A 19842-nucleotide genomic window follows, 5' to 3' on the forward strand; every position below is an offset into this window, starting at 1 on the left:
GGTTGTGCTCAAGCAGGACCACGGCGACTTGAGCCGAGCCGCCGAAAATGGAGCAGCACCTAATGCTCAAGCAAGCCGACGCCACTCGCACCCGCGCTGCGGCCCATGGCACGGGCGCCTTGCGGCGGCAACTGCCGGCCTGGATCGAGCATCTGCCGCCGTGCAATGCCGCATGTCCGGCGGGTGAAAACATCCAGGCCTGGCTCGACCTCGCGCAAGCCGGGAGATACCGCGCAGCCTGGGAAACGCTGGTACGCGACAATCCCTTGCCGGCCGTGCACGGCCGGGTTTGTTACCACCCGTGTGAGACAGGCTGTAACCGCGTCGAGCTGGACGCGGCGGTGAGCATTCACGCGGTCGAACGTTTCCTCGGCGATCTTGCGACCGCAGAGGGGTGGCCCTATCCCGTCGATGCCGAGCCGAGCGGCAGGCGCGTTCTCGTGGTCGGCGCCGGCCCGAGCGGGCTGTCGGCCGCCTACCATCTCACCCGCCTGGGTCATGCGGTCGAGATATACGAGGCCGGTCCCCTGCCCGGGGGCATGATGCACTTCGGTATTCCGGCCTATCGGCTGCCGCGCGCCGACCTTCTGCGCGAGATCGGGCGAATCGAGGCGATGGGCGTCAAGATCGTGACCAACCACAGGGTCGATGATTTGCTGGCCGAAATGAAGGCCGGCGAGTTCGATGCAGTGTTCATCGCCATCGGCGCCGGCATCGGCAAGCATGTCGAAATTCCGGCACGAGACGCCGTGCGCGTGCTCGACGCGGTGTCGCTCCTCCATAACGTTACCACCGGCGAGGCGCCGCTTCTGGGCCGCCGCGTCGTGGTCTATGGTGGCGGCAACACGGCCATGGACGCCGCGCGCACGGCCAAACGCCTCGGCGCGGACGAAGCACTGATCGTCTACCGACGCGACCGCGCGCACATGCCGGCGCATGCCTTCGAGGCCGATGAGGCCATCGAGGAAGGCGTCAAGATCAAGTGGCTGACGAGTATCAAGGAGATCATTGGTCCGGAGCTCACCGTCGAGGCGATGGAGCTCGATGCGGGTGGACGGCCGCGGCCGACGGGGCGTTTCGAAACGCTGCACGCCGATGCGATCGTGCTGGCGCTCGGCCAGGATACCGACAGCGGCTTCCTCCGCCAGGTACCGGGTATCGAGTTCACGACAAATGGCTCGATCGAGGTCGGGCCCGACATGATGACTGGGCACCCCGGCGTCTTCGCCGGCGGCGACACGGTGCCGGGAGTGCGCTCCGTCACCACCGCTGTCGGGCACGGCAAGCAGGCAGCTCGCTACATCGACGCCTGGCTGCAAGGCGTTCGCTACGCGCAGTCGCCCAAGCACCCGCCGGTCAGCTTCGACATGCTCGACCTGCCGGTGTTTCTCGAGGCGGCACGAAAGGCCGAGCCGCAATTGCCCCTGACGGCGCGGGTAACGTTCGACGAGGTCGTGCAGGGCCTGAGCGAGCTGGAGGCACGGTTCGAGGCGGGCAGGTGTCTCTCCTGCGGCAATTGCTTCGAGTGCGACAGCTGTCTTGCGGCGTGTCCGGAGCAGGCGATCACCTCGCTCGGGGACGGGCACGGCTACCGCGTGGAGGCCGACCTCTGCACCGGGTGCGGTATCTGCTTCGAACAATGCCCCTGCCACGCCATCGAAATGTCCCCCGAAGCCGAGCCGCCGGCGACGCCACTCGGCACCTTCGGCGAGCCGCTGGCGCCGCACCGCTTCCAGCTCCGCGAGTAAGCCCCGGGAAGGAGACCCATGCCAATTACGCGGATGACCCTTGATGGCAATGCGGCCGTCGCCCACGTCGCCTATCGCGTCAACGATGTGTGCGCGATCTATCCGATCACGCCCTCCTCGCCGATGGCCGAGCTCGCCGACGAGTGGTCGGCGGAAGGCAAAACGAACCTCTGGGGCGCGGTACCGATCGTCCAGGAGATGCAGGCGGAAGGCGGCGCGGCCGGTGCCGTCCATGGCGCGCTTCAGGCCGGCGCGCTTACGACCACGTTCACGGCCTCCCAGGGCCTGCTCCTGATGATGCCGAACATGTTCAAGATCGCGGGCGAGCTCACGCCTTGCGTCTTTCACGTGGCAGCGCGGTCCATCGCGACGCAGGCCCTTTCGATCTTCGGCGATCACTCCGACGTCATGGCGGTGCGCAGCACCGGCTTCGCCCTGCTCGCCGCGGCGTCAGTGCAGGAAGCGCACGACCTCGCCCTGGTGGCGCAGGCGGCAACGCTCAGGTCCAGGGTGCCCTTCGTCCACTTCATGGACGGCTTCCGCACTTCGCACGAGGTGAACACCGTAACCATGCTGTCGGACGAGCAGATCCTCGCCATGATCGACGAGGATCTGGTGCGCGCCCATCGCCGGCGCGCCCTGAGCCCGGAGCGACCCGTCACCCGCGGAACGTCTCACAACCCGGACACGTTCTTCCAGGCCCGGGAGACGGTGAACCCTTTTTACGCAGCAGCCCCAGGTATCGTTCAGGATGCCATGAACCGCCTTGCCGAGTTGACGGGGCGGCACTATCGGCTGTTCCGCTATGACGGCCACCCGGCGCCAGAACGCGTCATCGTGGCCATGGGCTCGGCGACCGAGACCCTGCGCGCCACCTCCGCGCGGCTGGTCGCACAAGGCGAGCGGGTCGGGGTGCTCCAGGTTCTGCTCTACCGGCCCTGGTCGGCGGAGGATTTCCTTCAAGCACTGCCCTTGAGCGTGCGGCGAATTGCGGTGCTCGACCGCACCAAGGAGGCGGGAGCATCGGTCGAGCCGCTCTGCCTCGATGTCGCTTACACCCTGGCCGATGCCGCTGCTCGGGATGTGCGAGCGAATTTGCCGCTCGTAGTCGGCGGCCGCTACGGCCTCGGTTCCAAGGACTTCACGCCCGCCATGGCAAAGGCGGTGTTCGATCACCTCAAGGCTGACGAGCCGCGCACCGGTTTCACGATCGGCATCAATGACGACGTGTCGGGCACCAGTCTGCCGGTCGCGGAGGATTTCGAGATCGAGCCCGCGGGCACGACGCGAGCGCTGTTCTTCGGCCTCGGCTCCGACGGCACGGTCGGGGCGAACAAGAATAGCGTCAAGATCCTGGCGGAAGATCCAGACCGCTTCGCGCAGGGCTATTTCGTCTACGACAGTCACAAATCCGGCGCCGAAACGATCAGCCACCTGCGCTTCGGCGATACGCCAATCACGGCGCCCTACCTGCTGACATCAGCTGACTTCATAGGCGTGCACCGGTTCGAGTTTCTCGACAAGATGGACGTCCTGCGCCACGCCCGCGAAGGGGCAACCGTCCTCATCAACGCCCCCTATGATCCCGCGGATGTCTGGAGCCATCTGCGGCGGCCCGTACAGCAGCACATTCTGCACGAGCGCCTGCGCGTCTTTACGATCGATGCGAGCGGGGTGGCCCAGCGCCTGGGGCTGGGGCCGCGGGTGAATACGATCCTGCAGACCTGCTTTTTCGCCATCAGCGGCGTGCTGCCGCCCGAAGAGGGCGTCCGCCGCATCCGCAAGGCAATCGAGGAGAGCTACGGCGAGAAGGGTCGCGACATCCTCGAGAAGAACTTCGCCGCTGTCGATTCCGCGCTCGACCACCTGCACGAGCTCGCCATTCCCGGAGGCGTGACCTCGACCGAGGAACTGCGCGTCTTCGTGCCGCCCGATGCTCCAGACCAGATGAAGCGCATCGCGGCGCTGCAGTTCTCCGGTCGTGGCGACGAGATTCCGGTCAGCGCAATTCCCGTGGACGGCAGCTATCTTGGCGGCACGACGCAGTACGAGAAGCGCAACCTCGCCTTCGAGGTGCCGGTATGGAACCCGGACCTCTGCATCCAGTGCGGCCAGTGCAGCATCATCTGCCCGCACAGCGTCATCCGCGCCAAGTCCTATGATGCGACGCTGCTGGAAAACGCACCGGACGGTTTCCAATCCGCCCCCGTCAACGCGCGCGGCTACCCGGACAAGCGCTACACGCTCGAGATCGCGGTCGAGGACTGCACGGGCTGCGGGCTGTGCGTCGACCATTGCCCGGCCCACGATCCACTCGAGCACAGCGTCAAAGCGCTCAACTTCATGCCTCGGCAGCCGCAAGTCGAACAGGGACGGCGCACGCTTGCCTTCTTCGACTCTCTGCCCGAGCACAGACGCCAAGAGGTGGATCTGCACCAGGCGCGCGGGCTACAGTTCGTGCGGCCGCTGTTCGAGTTCTCCGGCGCCTGCGCCGGCTGCGGCGAGACCCCTTATCTCAAAATCCTGTCTCAGTTGTTCGGCGACCGCCTGCAGATCGCCAACGCAACCGGCTGCACGTCGATCTATGGCGGCAACTTACCGGCGCTGCCATGGCGACCTGGCCCCGATGGCCGCGGTCCGGCCTGGAACAACAGCCTGTTCGAGGACAATGCCGAGTTCGGCTTCGGCATGCGGCTTGCCGTCGACCAGCAGGCGGAGATGGCGCGCGCCCTCGTTCGTACCCTCGCCGATCGCATCGGGCCAAGGCTTGCCGAGGACATTCTCGATGCGCCGCAGCGCACCGACAGCGAGATCGTCTCGCAGCGGGCGCGGGTCGAGGAGCTTCGCCGGCAACTCGCGAACATGAAGGGTGGCCCGGCGCGGGACCTCGAGACGCTCGCCGAGTATCTGGTGCGCCGCAGCATGTGGATCGTCGGCGGCGATGGCTGGGCATACGACATCGGTTCCGGCGGCCTCGACCATGTCCTGGCGCAGTCTCGCGATGTCAACATCCTCGTGCTGGACACTGAGGTCTACTCCAACACAGGTGGCCAGGCGTCGAAGGCGACACCCCTCGGAGCGGCGGCAAAGTTCGCCGCTGCCGGAAAGCGCACGCCGCGCAAGGATCTTGCGCTGCAAGCCATCGCGTCCGGCTATGTCTACGTCGCCCAGATCGCCCTTGCGGGCAGTCCCGAGCAGACCCTTCAGGCGCTGCGCGACGCCGAAGAGTATGAGGGGCCCTCTCTGATCCTGGCCTACAGCCAGTGTATCGCCCATGGACTGCAGTTGAACCTGCGGGACGGCATGAAGCAGCAGCGTCGCGCCGTCGCCAGCGGCTACTGGCCGCTGTTCCGGTATGATCCGAGAATGCGCCAGGCCGGCATGAACCCCTTCCGTCTCGACAGTACGCGCCCGCGATTGCCACTCGAGGACTTTGTCTATCAGGAGCTTCGCTACCGCCTCCTCACCCAGACTCGCCCCGAGGAGGCGCGGATACTGCTGCGTCAGGCCCAGGCGGCCGTCGATGAGCGCTATCGCATCTACGAGGATATCGCGGCGCGAGACGGAACGCGCTTCCATCCCTTCTGGCAGGAGGAGAGCGCGGCCCGGAGTGACACAGCCGAGACCGGGCAAACCCAGAAATGACGCTCGAAACCGCCTATCTCGGCCCGCCGCTCGCTCAGCGCGGAACCCATCTCCAATCGCGAATATCGGGCATGTCTTCGCCGTTCTCGCGAATATAGGCTTCATGTTCGGCGAGTTTGCCTGCAACGAAGCTCGCGAATTCGGTCCGGCGTTCCGCGAGCGCGGGAACCCGGTCGACGACCGCCTTGGCGACATGGAACCGGTCGATGCCGTTCAGCACGGCCATGTCGAAGGGTGTAGTCGTCGTGCCTTCCTCCTGGAACCCGTGCACGTGGAAATTCGCATGGTTCCGGCGCCGGTAGGTCAGCCGATGAACAAGCGTCGGATAGCCGTGATAGACAAAGATCACCGGCTTGTCCGTGGTGAACATCGCGTCGAAGGCTTGGTCGCCGATTCCGTGCGGGTGCTGGCTAGGTGCCTGCAAGGCCATGAGGTCGACCACGTTGACGAAGCGGAGCTTCAGCGCGGGGAACCATTCGCGCAACAACATCGTCGCTGCCAGGGCTTCCATGGTGGGCACGTCCCCGGCACAGGCGATTACCGCATCGGGCTCGCCGTCGGCGTTGGAGGCCCAGTTCCAGATGCCTAGGCCCTGGGCGCAGTGATCGATCGCTTCGTCGCGGCTGAGCCACTGCAACTGCGGCTGCTTGCCGGCGACAATGACGTTGATGTAGTCGCGGCTGCGCAGGCAGTGGTCCACAACCGAAAGCAGCGTATTGCCATCGGGCGGCAGATAGACCCGGATGATGTCGGACTTCTTGTTGGCGACGTGGTCGATGAAGCCGGGATCCTGGTGCGAGAAGCCGTTATGGTCCTGCCGCCAGACATGGGAGGTGAGCAGGTAAGTGAGCGAGGCAATGGGCTTCCGCCACGGGATCTCGCGAGAGATCTTCAGCCACTTGGCGTGCTGGTTGAACATCGAGTCGACGATGTGGATGAACGCCTCGTAGCAGGAAAAAAAGCCGTGCCGTCCGGTGAGGAGATAGCCCTCGAGCCAGCCCTGGCACAGGTGCTCGCTCAGCACCTCCATCACTCGCCCGTCGGGGGAGAGTTGGGTGTCGGTGTCGATGATCTCCCCCGCAAAGGCACGGTCGGTTGCCTCGAAGATCGGTGACAGGCGGTTGGACTCGGTCTCGTCCGGGCCGAATACGCGGAAGTTGCGCTGCTCGGCATTGCCACGCATCACGTCACGCAGGAACGCGCCGGCCGTGCGGGTCGACTCTGCGACCACCGTACCGGGCACCGGCACCTCCACCGCATAGTCCCCGAATTCGGGGAGCTTCAGGTCCTCGAGCAGCAGACCGCCATTGGCGTGAGGATTGGCCCCCATTCGACGCGATTCGCTGGGCGCCAGCTCGGCAAGCTCGGGCACGAGACGGCCATTGCGGTCGAACAGCTCGTCCGGCCGATAACTCTTCAGCCAATCTTCGAGAATTTGCAGGTGGCCCGGCACTTCCGCCAGCTTTGCCAAGGGGACTTGGTGGGAGCGCCAGGATCCCTCCGTCGGCTTGCCGTCCACCTCCCGGGGCCCGGTCCAACCCTTGGGGGAGCGCAACACGATCATCGGCCAGGCAGGTCGCCTCGTGAACCCGAACGTACGGGCATCGGCCTGGATCGACCGGATATCGTTCAGCACGCTGTCGAGTGTCGCGGCCATCGCCTGGTGCATCTCAGCAGGTTCGGAGCCCTCGACGAAATGCGGGGCGTAGCCGTAGCCGCGGAACAAGGCGTCGAGCTCGCCATGGCTGATCCGCGACAGGACCGTGGGGCCCGCGATCTTGTAACCGTTGAGGTGCAGGATCGGCAGTACGGCGCCGTCACGGGCCGGGTTGAGGAATTTGTTGGAATGCCAACTCGCCGCCAGCGCCCCGGTCTCCGCCTCGCCATCGCCGACCACACAGGTCGCGATCAGGTCGGGGTTGTCGAAGACCGCACCGTAAGCGTGCATGAGCGAGTAGCCGAGCTCGCCACCCTCGTTGATCGATCCGGGAACCTCGGCAGCCACGTGGCTGGGGATACCGCCGGGATAGGAGAACTGGGTGAACAGGCGCTTGAGGCCGGCTTCGTCCTGACCGATCTCGGGGTAGAATTCGGAATAGGTGCCCTCAAGATAGGTGTTCGCAACCAGTCCCGGTCCGCCGTGTCCCGGTCCGGTGACATAGATCATGCTGAGATCGTTCTGCCTGATCAGACGGTTCAGATGGACATAGATGAAGTTCAGGCCCGGGGTGGTTCCCCAGTGACCGAGCAGCCGCGGCTTCACGTCCTTGATCCTTAGCTTGCGCCGCAGCAGCGGATTGTCGCGCAGGTAGATCTGGCCCACGGACAAGTAATTGGCAGCACGCCAGTAGGCGTCCATCCGGCGCAGCAAGTCGGGCGGCAGCGGCTCGGTCATTCGGAAAGCTCCTTGTTGAGCAGTTCGGCTGTAATCTGGGCGATCACCGCTTCCTCGTCCGTCGCGATGACGCGGACCTGCACGTTGGCCGATGGTGTGGAAATGATCGGTGCGTCGGCGCTGTTCGACACGGAATCGAGTTCGATGCCGAGAAAGCTGAGCCCATCACAGATGCGGCTGCGCACGACGGACGAGTGCTCGCCGATCCCGCCGGCGAAGACGAGCATATCGAGGCCACCCAGAGCGGCGATGAGACCCCCGATGGCCTTCCTGATTTGGTAGCAGAAGAGCGCCAGAGCTTCGGCCGCTCGCGGGTCGCTGGACTCCCGCTCCAGCAGGTCGCGGACGTCGCCGCTTGTCCCGGAAATGCCGAGCAGGCCCGACTCGTGGTTGACCATGCGGTCGAACGATGCTGCATCCATAACGTCGGTGCGGGCGAGATACTGGACGAGCCCCGGATCGAGATCGCCGGAGCGCGTGCTCATTGGTACGCCCGCGGCCGGCGTGAAACCCATGGTCGTGTCGATGCTCTTGCCGTCCCTCACCGCTGCGAGGCTGGCACCGTGACCCAGGTGAGCCAGAACCAGCCGGCCGCGCGCAGCATCCCGGCCCGTTTCGCGCTCCAGCACCCCCATAAGGTAGGTGTACGAAAGACCGTGGAAGCCGTAGCGCTCGATCCCTCGCTCGAAATATCGCCTCGGGATGGCGAGCATTCGGGCCACGGTGGGCATGGACCGGTGGAAGGCCGTGTCGAAGCAGGCCACCTGCGGTATGTCGGGGAGCCGCTGCCGGCAGGCGGCGGCGATCTCCATCTCGGTCGGCAGGTGCTCTGGCGCGAAAGGGCTGATGCGGCCGAGTTCCGCCAGCATGGCGGCATCGATGATCGCCGGGGCGACGTAGCGGGAGCCGCCATGGACGATGCGGTGACCGACCGCCACGACGGAGCCCAGGTCTCCGTTCCCGTCAAGCCACTCGAGCACGTAGTCGGTCGCCGCACGATGGTCGAGCCGGCCAACTTCGCGGTTGCTATCGCCGACGCTGAACGTGGTGCCGTCTCGCCCTACGCGATCGAACTGTCCGCGCGTGACACACCGCTCGGGGCGGCCAAGATCGAAGATGGCGAACTTCAGGCTCGACGAGCCGCCATTGAGCGTCAGTATTGTTCTCTGGCGGGCCATTTGCGGCCATCCTTCGCCGTGTCGCTGCAAGAGCCATACAACGCACGAAGCGCGACAACCGATTGATCTCGATCAACTGTTCTCGATGTCTGGAAGAATATGGCGCGGCCAGTCCTTGCGTACCCCATGCTGTTCCCGACAGATCGGAGGTCCTCCCTGATGCGATTGCACCTGACGTTGCCCCTCGGATATCGGTTTATCGCACTTGTCCTTTGGATCCTCCTGGCTAGCTGGGCCAGCGTTGGCTCCGAACAACGCGCGCCGCCGTTCGAAGCCCTAACCGTCGAGCAACTGGCCGAGCGTATTCCCGGCAAGACCTTCTGGCTGGTGAACGTTCATGTTCCCTACGAGGGCGAACTGCCATCGACCGATGCTTTCATTCCGTTCGACAAGATCACCGAATATCTCGATCGTCTGCCGTCCGACCTCGACGCACCCATCGTGCTCTACTGCAGAAGTGGCCGCATGAGCGAAATCGCCGCGACCGCTCTGGTGAAGCTCGGCTACCGGAACGTCTCCAACCTCGCGGGCGGCATGCTCGCCTGGGAGCAAGCAGGCAATCAGCTGCTCTATAGATAGGTGGCCGGCCGGCGACCTCGTCGGGCGCACTCCGTCCGCAAACACGCGATGTGGCCTGTGATCGATTTGCTGGCGCCGGCCATTCAGACATCGCGTTGCCGCATTGACCAAGGTCAAACAGCGCCCTGCCCGAAGTGGCACTCTCTAGAGTCTGCAGACCAACTGGACAAGGTCGACGTGAACCGAACCATCGAAATCGGGGGCAATCTTCCGCGCCGCGCCTTGGTCACTGGCGCCTTTGCTGTTGCCGTCGTTGCCTTGGCATACGGGATCATGTTGCCGTTGCTGCCGGTGATGATCGGGCAGGTGACCCCTGCGCCAGGCTCGTCGGACATCGCCTGGCACACCTCTATGCTCACCGGGGCGTTCGCGATTGCGCCGCTGATCGCGGCCGGTCCCTGGGGCCTGTTGTCGGACCGCTTTGGACGGCAACCCATCCTGATCGTCGGCTTGCTCGGGTTCTCGATCACCTTCGGGGCGACGGCTTTCCCGCCTTCACTGCTCGCGTTCTATGCCTTGCGGCTGTTGAATGGGGCGTTCGCTGCCGCCATTCTGCCCACCGTTCTTGCGTGGGTGACCGATCTCGAACACGACGAACCCCGGCGCGCGCGGGCCTTCGCGCTGGTCAGTGCAGCCTCCAGTGTCGGCCTGTTGGCGGGACCCATGTTGGGGGGCTTGGCCGCCGATCTGCCGCCATTGCCGATCGCCCTTGGCTCTCTCTCGGCCTGGCGGATCACAACGTTTCTCGGCGTGGCTGTTCTCGCGCTTGGGGCCGCCGTCGCCATTGTATTCACTGACACGGATGGTGGTTTGCTGGCCTCCTCCTCCGCGCACCTGGTGCGAGAGAAGGAGGTCAACCGGGCGGTTCAGGTTTCGTTTATACTGCTGGCCGCCACCGTCGCCGCTGGGCTCGGCCTGTTTGAAGTGGGACTTGCGCTCCAGAGCAGCGCCCTGGCCGTGCCCCCCTCGGTACTGGGGTTCATGTTCGCCGGGTGCATGGTGATCATGCTTCTCGTTCAGGTATTGGCGTTTTCGCCGTGGGCGAGGCCGGCCGTGACCCAGAGGTTCATATCGCCGGCGTTCCTGCTCCTGGGGCTCGGCTTGATTCTTATCTTGGCGAGTTCCGACAAAGGCGGTCTTGTGCTGGCGACCGCTGGTGTGGCGGCGGCGGGCGGGTTTCTCGCACCTGTCTTGGCCTATTGGCTGTCCTACGGGTCGGGGAAGCGAGCCGGTGCGCACCTGGGACTTGAAAGCGCCGCGGTCAGTGTCGGACAGACACTGGGCTCGACGGGCGCAGCGGTGTTGATCGGCTCCTCGGTCACGGGCGTCATGTGGCTCGGTGCACTGACCATCGGCGCCGCTGCTGCCGGGTTGGCGCTCAGCATCCGTCTGGGCCGGTCAGGCGGAGTGGCCATGGCTAGAGCCGCGGCCAGGGATGAAACCATGACCGGCATGCAATAGGAGGAGAAAATGACATGGCTTTCGTCACGTATCCGGGACACTGCAGGTCAAGTGCAACACACGGTCCTGCACCTGACAGGACGGCTTCTGGCCGGTCTTGTCCTGGCCCTTCTGCTGATGGGGGCAGAGGTCGCGGCCGATGACACCAGCAACTTCAAGACGGTCGCCGGCATCAGCGTCTACATGGGGTTGATGCCGGCCGAGATCGTGAAGGGCCACCCGGCGGGACACACTGAGGCCCAGATGCACGGGGGTCCGCCCAGCGGACCGCATGCCTATCACCTTGTGGTGGCGCTCTTTGACGAGGCGACCGGCAATCGCATCGAGAATGCCAGGGTGGCGGCCACCGTGTCCGGACTTGGACATATAGGGCAGACCAGCGTGGCTCTCGAGCCGATGCTGATCGCAGATACCGTGACATACGGCGCATTCATCGACCTGCGAGCCCTCGAGCGTTTCGACATCGCACTCACCATCAAAGTTCCCGATAGACCCGATCCCGTCCGGGTGGACTTCGCCGAGGAGCATTTGCCTTGACCTGCACGTGCGGCCGACGAGCGGTGACACAGGGGGGCCGCCGTGAACGCCCTTGACCCGTTTCTCCATCGGACGCGTGTTGCGTATTTCTCTATGGAGATTGCCCTGCGCCCGGAGGTTCACACCTATAGCGGCGGCTTGGGCGTGCTCGCCGGCGATACGGCGCGCTCGGCCGCCGATCTCGACCTGCCCATGGTCTTCGTGACCCTGCTCAGCCGGAACGGCTACGTCCGCCAGGAGGTCGGGCCGCAGGGCAACCAGATCGATCTGCCGAGCCCATGGATCCCGGAGGACTGGGCATCGCCTTTGCCGGCGATGGTCGCGGTGTCGATCGAGGGGCGCAGCGTGTGGGTCCGGCCCTGGCTCTACGTCTTGACCTGTCCGATCGGCAACTCCCTGCCCGTACTGCTTCTCGACACCGACCTCGACCAGAACAGCCTGGAGGATCGGCAGATCACCGACCGCCTCTATGGCGGTGACGAGGCCCACCGGGTGAAGCAGGAAATCGTCCTCGGCATTGGCGGGGCGCTCCTGTTGCGCGCGCTGGGCTTCAACATCCGCACCTATCATCTCAATGAGGGCCATGCTGCGCTACTGGCCCTGCAACTGCTGCGCGACACGCGTCGGCCGGGGGACGTCGGATCACCGAGCCTCTACGATAGGGCCAGCGTCCGCGAGCGCTGCGTATTCACGACGCATACGCCGGTTGAAGCGGGGTTCGATCGCTTCGACTACGGACTGGTCAACCGCCTCTTGGGCGACTTCTTCGGCCTGGCAGAGCTCAAGGCCCTGGCGGGCGAGGACAGGCTGAACATGACCCGCCTCGCACTCAACCTCAGCGGCTATGTCAACGGGGTGGCACGGCGCCACGCCGAGACGGCCAGCGGCATGTTCCCCGGCTATCAGATCCGCTCGATCACCAATGGCGTGCACGTTCACACCTGGGTCCATGCAAACCTTGCCCGGCTGTTCGAGGCGAGATTCCCGCACTGGGCGCATGAGCCGGAAGTCATCGCCCTCGCCGACCAGATCCCCGACGGCGAAATCTGGACCGCCCACCAGGCCGCCAAGGTCGAACTGCTGGGCGTAATCAAGGAGAGAACGGGCACCCAGTTGCAGCTCGATGTTCCAGTTATCGGCTTTGCCCGCCGCATGACGTCGTACAAGCGGCCGAACCTGCTGTTCACCGACCTTGCGAGACTGAAGCAGATCGCCCGCGAACGGCCGTTCCAGATCGTGCTGGCGGGGCTCGCGCACCCGCTCGATGAACCGGGAAAGCAAATCATCGAGGAGCTGCATCGCCACATCCGCGACTTGCAGGACGCGATCCCGATCGCGTTCCTGCCCGAATACGACATGAGCCTCGCCCGCACGCTCGTGTCGGGTGCCGACATCTGGCTGAATACGCCGTTGCCGCCGCTCGAGGCCTCCGGCACCAGCGGCATGAAGGCGGCCCTCAACGGCGTGCTCAACCTCAGCGTGCTGGACGGCTGGTGGGTCGAAGCTTGCGTCGAGGGCGTAACCGGCTGGGCTATCGAAGGCACCCCGCCGGGCGCGGGTGATGCCGAGGCGCTCTACCGCAAGCTCGCGGACGTCGTGCTGCCGCTCTACCAGGACCGAGCCCGCTGGGTGTGGATGATGAAGCAGTCCATCAGCAAGATCGGCTCGACCTTCAACAGCCAGCGCATGATGCGCCGCTACGCTGCGGAAGCCTACATGCGTTGAGGGGCCCCGCCCGTCACCCCTTGACCTACGTCAATAGTCGGTGGTTCGAGGCTGCCATGGTAATTCGTCTGGCCAGAGGGTACCGGACCCAAGCGGAGCGCACTGTGGGATCCAGGGTCTTTACAGCGCAGGGTTTGACGAAGGTCTACGGCTCGGGGGACGTCGAAGTGCGTGCTCTCAACGACGTGAATTTCGAGATCGACGCCGGGGAGATCGTCGTGCTGCTTGGCCCATCCGGCAGCGGGAAGTCGACGCTGCTCAACATCATGGGCGGCCTCGACCAGGCGACGAGCGGGCACCTGTTCTACAGGGACACCGAACTTACGACCCTCAGCGATCGTGCCTTGACCTTCTATCGGCGCGAGCGCGTGGGGTTCGTGTTCCAGTTCTACAACCTGGTGCCCAGCCTCACCGCTTATGAGAACGTGGCGCTGGTCACTCATCTGTCGAAACGTCCGCTGGCCCCGGCGGATGCCTTGGCGCTCGTGGGGCTCGAAGGGCGCCTCGACCATTTCCCCGCCCAGCTGTCCGGCGGCGAGCAACAGCGCGTGGCCATCGCGAGGGCCATTGCCAAGCGGCCCGAGGTGCTGCTGTGCGACGAGCCGACCGGCGCCCTCGACTCAAAGACCGGTATCCGCGTGATCGAGGCGCTGCTGACCGCAAGCGCCGAGCTTCGGACGACCACGCTGCTCATCACCCACAATGCGGCGATCCAAAGCGTCGCCGACCGCGTGTTCTTCTTCGCCGACGGCCGCATTTCCCGGATCGCGGCCAACGACACCCGCACGTCGGCGGCCGAGCTCACATGGTGATCGCCGTGAGCATGCTCGACACCAAGCTGCTTCGCGATTTCGGACGACTTTGGCCGCAGGTGCTGGCGATAGCGTTGGTGATCGCGGGGGGCGTTGCCTCGCTCGTGCTCTCGGTCGGCTCGTTCCGGTCGCTCGACGAGACGCGTGCCGCCTACTACGAGCGAAACCGGTTCGCCGATGTCTTCGCGACGGTGCAGCGCGCGCCACTGACACTGGTCGACAGCATCGCCAAGATCCCGGGCGTGGCGGCGGCGGAAGCGCGCATCAGCAAGCTGGCGCTTCTCGATATCGAGAACTTCCTCGAGCCGGCCACGGGGCTCTTCATCTCCCTTCCGCGAGGCGGCGCCCCGGCGCTCAATATCCCCTACCTGCGTGTCGGGCGCTATCCCGCTCCGGGCAGCGCTGACGAAGTCATGGTCAGCGACGCCTTCGCCAAGGCGCACGGACTTGTTCCCGGCGACAGCTTCTCGGCAATCCTCAATGGGCGGAAACGCGTGCTGACGATCGTCGGGACCGCGCTGACCCCCGAGTTCATCTACGCGATCGGGCCCGGCGACCGCATGCCCGACAACCGCCGGTTCGCTATTATCTGGATGCCTGAACGGGCACTCGCCAGTGCATACGGCCTTCAAGGGGCCTTCTCCAGCGTAAGCATCAAGTTGCTGCGCAACGCCTCGGAGGCCGAGGTTATCGATCGGCTCGATGCCCTACTCGATCCATACGGCGGCGATGCCGCCTACGGGCGCAAGGACCAGACCTCGCACGCTTTTCTCGAGCACGGGCTCGACATGCTGAGAAGCATGAGCAGCACCATTCCTCCGATCTTCCTGCTCGTCACCGCGTTCCTCATCAACCTCGTCCTCAGCCGCCTCGTCGCTCTCGAACGGGAGCAGATCGGGCTGTTCAAGGCTCTCGGCTACGGCAACGGGGCAATTGCCGGCCACTACATCAAGTTCGTGCTGGGCGTTGCCGTATTTGGCATCGCTGTCGGCAGCGTGGCAGGCACCTGGCTGGGCGTATACGTCACCGGCATATTCGGCGAGTTCTACCAGTTTCCCTTCCTGGTATTCGCCGAGAGTGCGGACGTCTATCTGCTCGGCGCGGCGCTCAGCCTCGCCGCGGCGATCGCGGGCGCCTTCCGCGCGATCCGCGAAATCGTCGCCCTTCCGCCGGCCGTCGCCATGCAACCTGCCGCCCCGCCACGCTACGGCCACATCCTGCCCGGGTGGCTGTCGCTCGATCGCATCCTGTCGCAACCGATGATGATGACGCTGCGCGGTCTCGGCCGCCGCCCCCTGCGCTCGATCCTCACGGCGACCGGCATCGCGCTCGCCACGGCCATCCTGATCGTGTCGCTGTTCACCGCCGACGCCATCGAGCAGCTGGTCGACGTCACCTACTTCATGGCCGACCGGCAGGACGCCAGCATCGGCTTCGTCCAGAAGGAGCCGGCCGGCATCGTGATGCAGGTAGCGAGACTGCCGGGCGTGCTGGCGGCCGAGCCCATCCGCGAGGTTCCGGCCCGCATTCGTTCCGGCAATGTCGAGCGCCGCGTCAGCATCAGCGGCCGAACGCGCGGCGCCGACCTGAGCCGGATCATCGACACCGACCTGCAGCCGGTCGTGCTGCCCGAAACCGGCCTTGCGATCTCGGCCTATCTCGCCGGCATCCTGGGTGTGAACGTGGGTGACACGGTCGAACTCGACCTGCTGGAGGGACAGCGCCGCACCGTCACCGTGCCTGTCGCGGCGCTGGTCGAGGACTATTTCGGCATTCGCGCCGTGATGGATGCCTCGGCGCTTGCCCGCCTCATGCGCGAAGCGCCGAGCACCAACGGCGCCAATATCAGCCTCGATGCCAGCCGCACCGAGGACCTGTACGCCGCCATCAAGGCGATGCCGGTTGCCGCCGGCCTGGCCCTGCAGGACACGACGCTTGCCAACTTCCGCCGATCCCTTGCCATCACGATCACCACCATGGCCGGGATCTATACCGGCCTCGCCGCGATCATCGCGTTCGGCATCGTCTACAACAGCACCCGCATTTCCCTGTCGGAGCGGGCCCGGGAGCTTGCAAGCCTCAGGGTGCTGGGGTTCACGCGCTGGGAAGCGATGCGCATCCTGTTGCTCGAGCTCGTCATCCTGACTCTGGTCGCACAGCCGCCGGGGTGGCTCGTGGGCTTCGGCCTCGCCTGGATCATGAAGACGCGGCTCGCCGGCGAGCTGATGCGGGTGCCGATGATCATGCAGAACCTGACCTATGCCATCGCCAGCGCAATCATCATTGCAGCCGCGGTGGCCTCTGCCCTGGTCGTCGCCCGGCGCGTCGCCGGACTGGATCTTGTTGCCGTGCTCAAGACGAGGGACTGACCGATGCGGTGGTTGAAAACAGCAACCTGGATATTTGCGCTCCTCCTGATCTCGGCCGGCGTGGCCTGGTTCGTGTGGCCTCGCCCTGTCCCCGTCGACCTCGCGTCGGTGACATTGGGGCCAATGGAAGTGACCGTCGACGACGAGGCGCGGACCAGTCTGCGCCATGTCTACACCGTGTCGGCCCCGGTCACCGGCAAGCTTCTTCGCATCTCCAGCCCATCGGGCAGCCACGAGGATACTTCGCTGCACGTCGGCGACCAGGTGATCGCCGGCGAAACGGTCGTGGCGGTCCTGCAGCCCATGCAACCGGGATTGCTCGACATTCGCTCGCGTGAAGAGCTCCAGGCCGTATCGGCTGCCACCGAAGCAGCCGTCACACTGGCCGAGGCCGAGGTGCGGCGCATCGAGGCGCTGCTGGCCTTTTCGCGCGACGAACTCGAGCGGGCGCAATCCCTCGCGGCAACCAACGCGATCCCCTCAAAAGCGCTCGAGGCCGCCCAGACCGAAGCGGCCGTGAACGAAGCCGCCCTCGAGAGTGCAAGGGCGCAGCTGCAGGTCCGGCAAAGCGAGCAGGCAGCCGCGCGGGCGCGCCTGATGGAGCCAGGCGATGACGATGCGTCGGCCGATCCTGCCTGCTGCATTCGGCTCACCGCCCCGGCGACCGGGGTGGTGCTCCGCATTCTTCAGCAGAGCGAAGGCGTGCTGGCGGCCGGTGCGCCGATTCTCGAGATCGGCGATCCGCGCGACCTGGAGATCGTTGCCGACCTGCTCTCCACCGACGCCGTGCAGATCGGGCCGGGGGCCGCCGTCCGTATCGACGAATGGGGCGGCCCTCCGCTGAGCGGGCGCGTCACCCGCATCGAGCCGGACGGCTTCGCCAAGGTGTCGGCACTTGGGATCGAGGAGCTGCGCGTGCGTACGCTGATCGACCTGGTCGATCCGCCAGAGAAGTGGTCGGCCCTTGGCAACGATTTCCGCGTCACCGTGCACGTGGCTCTGTGGAGCGCGGACAGGACATTGACCGTCCCTGTCGCCGCCCTGTTCAGGAAAGGCGACGATTGGGCGGTCTTCGCGCTGCGTGACGGTCGAGCTCAGGCCACCTTGGTCCAAATCGGACACCGGAACGAACGATCGGCCGAAGTCCTGTCCGGGCTTGCAGAGGGCGATGTCGTGGTCCTGCATCCGAGCGATCGCATCATCGACGGCACGGCGATTGCCCAAAGGCAGGTTCAGTAGCGGAACTTCAGTTGCCCGAGCCCTCTTTATACTGAGGTTGACGCTCGGACGGCCCCAGTTCGACGCTGGCGCCGCTGAAACCCCCCGGCTAGGGTGATCGCTCATCCGCTCTCCGAGTATCAAGAAGATGTGCCTGTCCGCCCCCGTCAGTTTCGTCGCCGCAGCAGCTCTCGTTCCGACAGGCGCATACACGGTGAGCCGCGCCTTCAGATTTGACCGACGCTTTCTCGCTCTGGCTGCGCTGCCGGTGCTGTTCGGCCTCCAGCAGTATTTCGAAGGTATGGTTTGGCTTGCCGGCGCCGCTGGGGACCCAGCCTCACTTGCAGGCAATTCGCTGGCCTACATGTTCTTTGCGTGGATCGCGTGGCCGGTTTGGGTTCCCATCTCCGGACTCTTTGTCGAGACGGGCGGAAGGCGGCTTCTGTATCTGGCTTTTGTGATCGGCGGTGCGATGTTGGGGGGCCTTCTGTACGTGCCGTATTTTGCGCACGATGGCTGGCTGGCGATCCGGTTTCTCGAACGGGCGATCGTTTACGACACCACCGAGCTGCTCGACTTCATCATGGCCCGCGAGTTTACATACGGCATCTATGTGTTCTTCGTCGTTACGCCCCTTTTGATATCGCGCGACCGACATGTCAGGGTTTTTGGACTCCTTATCGCTGGCGTCTTGGCCGTGACCTACGCCTTTTTCCAGTATGCGCACATATCAGTTTTCTGCTTCGGCGGCGCCCTTGCCTCGCTCTACCTGGTGTTCGCGATCTTGCAAAAACGGGACGCCGCGGTGCGGTCATCGGTCTAGCGAGCCGCCGAGCCGAATGCGCAGGACGTGCCATGCAGAGGGTTTGATCTCGATCAATAACCTCTTTGCCCAGTCATGGGTAAGGTTACCTCTATGAACCGACTGCTCTTCCAGATCCGAGCCTTGTTGACGGCCCTGCTGTTGGGTCTGGGCTTGGCGTTTGGGGTTTCGGCTGCGATTGGGGGCACCATTCCGTGCACGGCACTGACTGACCTCCATCAGACTGCCGAAGCGGCTCCCGTTGTTGTCGATGCTGCCTGTCAGGATCGTAGTTGTGTGCCTAGCGCAGCGGCGTGCTGCACCGACATGATGGCCGGATCTTGCAGCCTCGCTGCCCTTGTCCAGCCCGGCGCCTCGCTTGAGACCATCCGCAGACTCGACCACGCCGAGTGGCTGGCTGAGCCAACGAGCATCCTCGTGGGGCATGATCCCCAGGCCAGCCGCCGGCCGCCCCGCTCTGCTGCCTGACCACCGGCCTTAGCCGCACTACCCTTTCGCCGGCGCCTGATCGTTCGGGGCCGGCCAGTGGGTAACCTATCCTCACCGACACTCTCTGTCTCAAGCAAAGGAGGCTTCCATGCGCTCACTCAGATCCCTTTTCGTCGCGGCGATCGTCGTCGGGCTTGCCAGCCCGGCACTGGCCCAGACCGACCCGCACCATCCGGAGGCAACCGGGGCAGCGCCGGCCGTCGAGGGCACCGAGACCGCACCCGCCGTCGTGGGCACTGATGCTGCGCCGTCGGCCGGGATGCCGGCCACCACTACGCCTGGGTCCGACATGTCGGCCTGCCCCGACATGATGTCGATGATGAAGATGATGATGCAGTCCGGATCCGGCGACGCCCAGTCCATGCAGATGATGCAAATGATGCAGATGATGCAATCTATGCAGATGATGCAGATGCAGCTCATGCAGCAGATGCAGCAGATGCAGCAGATGCGGTCGGGCGCGGCGCCAATGGGACCCGACCTGCCCGCTGAAGGCGCCTCGCCATGATCAACCTCATCGAAAGGCGCACTCTGTCGCGGCTCGGGAGCTCAATCGGGGGCGGTCTCGCGCTGGTCGTGCTGTTCCTGCTTTGCGCTCTGACCGCGCTGTTGGCACCCAGCATTCAGGCGACGCATGCCTGGATAAGCCTGTTCACCCTTGCTCCAGTGACGTCGCCGCAGGCCTGGCTGGAAGGCTCATTCTTCAGCCTGGTGTTCGGCGGCATCGTCGGGTCGGTGTTTGCCTCGGTCCACAACGCCATCTCGGCAAGAGGACTCTGATCAGATGCGAGACCGGGCTGGGGCAGTCCCCGCCTCTCTGGGGCTGCCTTGCCAATCGCAATCCACTCGAAGGTCGAAAAACT

General features: G+C 65.0%; 14 protein-coding genes. 12 read left to right on the top strand and 2 right to left on the bottom strand.

Features of this window, described 5'->3' with window-relative positions; genetic code table 11:
• Positions 1 to 62 precede the first annotated feature (62 nt).
• Both J0I99_RS15960 and nifJ read left to right on the top strand, forming a co-directional pair.
• A complete protein-coding gene (locus tag J0I99_RS15960) occupies positions 63 to 1748 on the top strand; it encodes an NAD(P)-binding protein (protein ID WP_291398593.1) in 1686 nt (561 codons plus the stop codon).
• Positions 1749 to 1766: 18 nt separating this feature from the next.
• On the top strand, positions 1767 to 5393 hold the full coding sequence (nifJ, locus tag J0I99_RS15965) for a pyruvate:ferredoxin (flavodoxin) oxidoreductase (RefSeq protein WP_291398594.1): 3627 nt from the start codon (positions 1767 to 1769) through the stop codon (positions 5391 to 5393).
• A 34-nt stretch (positions 5394 to 5427) separates the two neighbouring features.
• Here the strand turns inward: nifJ and J0I99_RS15970 are convergent, their stop codons facing one another.
• Positions 5428 to 7788, bottom strand: coding sequence for a phosphoketolase (locus tag J0I99_RS15970; protein WP_291390268.1), 2361 nt, complete (start codon positions 7786 to 7788; stop codon positions 5428 to 5430).
• Positions 7785 to 8966: an acetate/propionate family kinase gene (locus J0I99_RS15975; protein WP_291398595.1), complete on the bottom strand. Its 1182-nt coding sequence runs from the start codon at positions 8964 to 8966 to the stop codon at positions 7785 to 7787. The genes J0I99_RS15970 and J0I99_RS15975 overlap by 4 nt, the downstream gene beginning before the upstream one ends.
• A 159-nt stretch (positions 8967 to 9125) precedes the next feature.
• Between J0I99_RS15975 and J0I99_RS15980 the strand changes: the two genes are divergently transcribed.
• The 10 genes from J0I99_RS15980 to J0I99_RS16025 all read left to right on the top strand — a co-directional run bounded on the left by J0I99_RS15980 (position 9126) and on the right by J0I99_RS16025 (position 19759).
• Entirely contained in the window at positions 9126 to 9545 is a 420-nt protein-coding gene (locus J0I99_RS15980) for a rhodanese-like domain-containing protein (RefSeq protein ID WP_291389558.1), read from the top strand.
• A gap of 177 nt (positions 9546 to 9722) precedes the next feature.
• A complete protein-coding gene (locus tag J0I99_RS15985; RefSeq protein WP_291389557.1) occupies positions 9723 to 11006 on the top strand; it encodes an MFS transporter in 1284 nt (427 codons plus the stop codon).
• Positions 11007 to 11015: 9 nt separating this feature from the next.
• Positions 11016 to 11543, top strand: a complete 528-nt coding sequence (locus J0I99_RS15990) for a hypothetical protein (protein ID WP_291389556.1) — start codon at positions 11016 to 11018, stop codon at positions 11541 to 11543.
• Between the two features lie 42 nt (positions 11544 to 11585).
• Positions 11586 to 13268, top strand: coding sequence for an alpha-glucan family phosphorylase (gene glgP, locus J0I99_RS15995; RefSeq protein ID WP_291398596.1), 1683 nt, complete (start codon positions 11586 to 11588; stop codon positions 13266 to 13268).
• Positions 13269 to 13372: 104 nt separating this feature from the next.
• A complete protein-coding gene (locus tag J0I99_RS16000; RefSeq protein ID WP_291390442.1) occupies positions 13373 to 14080 on the top strand; it encodes an ABC transporter ATP-binding protein in 708 nt (235 codons plus the stop codon).
• Positions 14081 to 14091: 11 nt separating this feature from the next.
• On the top strand, positions 14092 to 16449 hold the full coding sequence (locus tag J0I99_RS16005) for an FtsX-like permease family protein (RefSeq protein WP_363278177.1): 2358 nt from the start codon (positions 14092 to 14094) through the stop codon (positions 16447 to 16449).
• 123 nt (positions 16450 to 16572) lie between these two features.
• Positions 16573 to 17688, top strand: a complete 1116-nt coding sequence (locus J0I99_RS16010) for an HlyD family efflux transporter periplasmic adaptor subunit (protein WP_363278175.1) — start codon at positions 16573 to 16575, stop codon at positions 17686 to 17688.
• 127 nt (positions 17689 to 17815) lie between these two features.
• Positions 17816 to 18490 (top strand): DUF6629 family protein, encoded by a 675-nt coding sequence (locus J0I99_RS16015; RefSeq protein WP_291390436.1) that lies wholly within the window; start codon positions 17816 to 17818, stop codon positions 18488 to 18490.
• A 577-nt stretch (positions 18491 to 19067) separates the two neighbouring features.
• Positions 19068 to 19487 (top strand): hypothetical protein, encoded by a 420-nt coding sequence (locus J0I99_RS16020; protein WP_291390435.1) that lies wholly within the window; start codon positions 19068 to 19070, stop codon positions 19485 to 19487.
• Complete coding sequence (locus J0I99_RS16025; protein ID WP_291390433.1) at positions 19484 to 19759, top strand: hypothetical protein; 276 nt, start codon at positions 19484 to 19486, stop codon at positions 19757 to 19759. The genes J0I99_RS16020 and J0I99_RS16025 overlap by 4 nt, the downstream gene beginning before the upstream one ends.
• Positions 19760 to 19842 lie beyond the last annotated feature (83 nt).

This window comes from Devosia sp., assembly GCF_017307495.1.
In the GTDB taxonomy this organism is placed as follows: domain Bacteria; phylum Pseudomonadota; class Alphaproteobacteria; order Rhizobiales; family Devosiaceae; genus Devosia_A.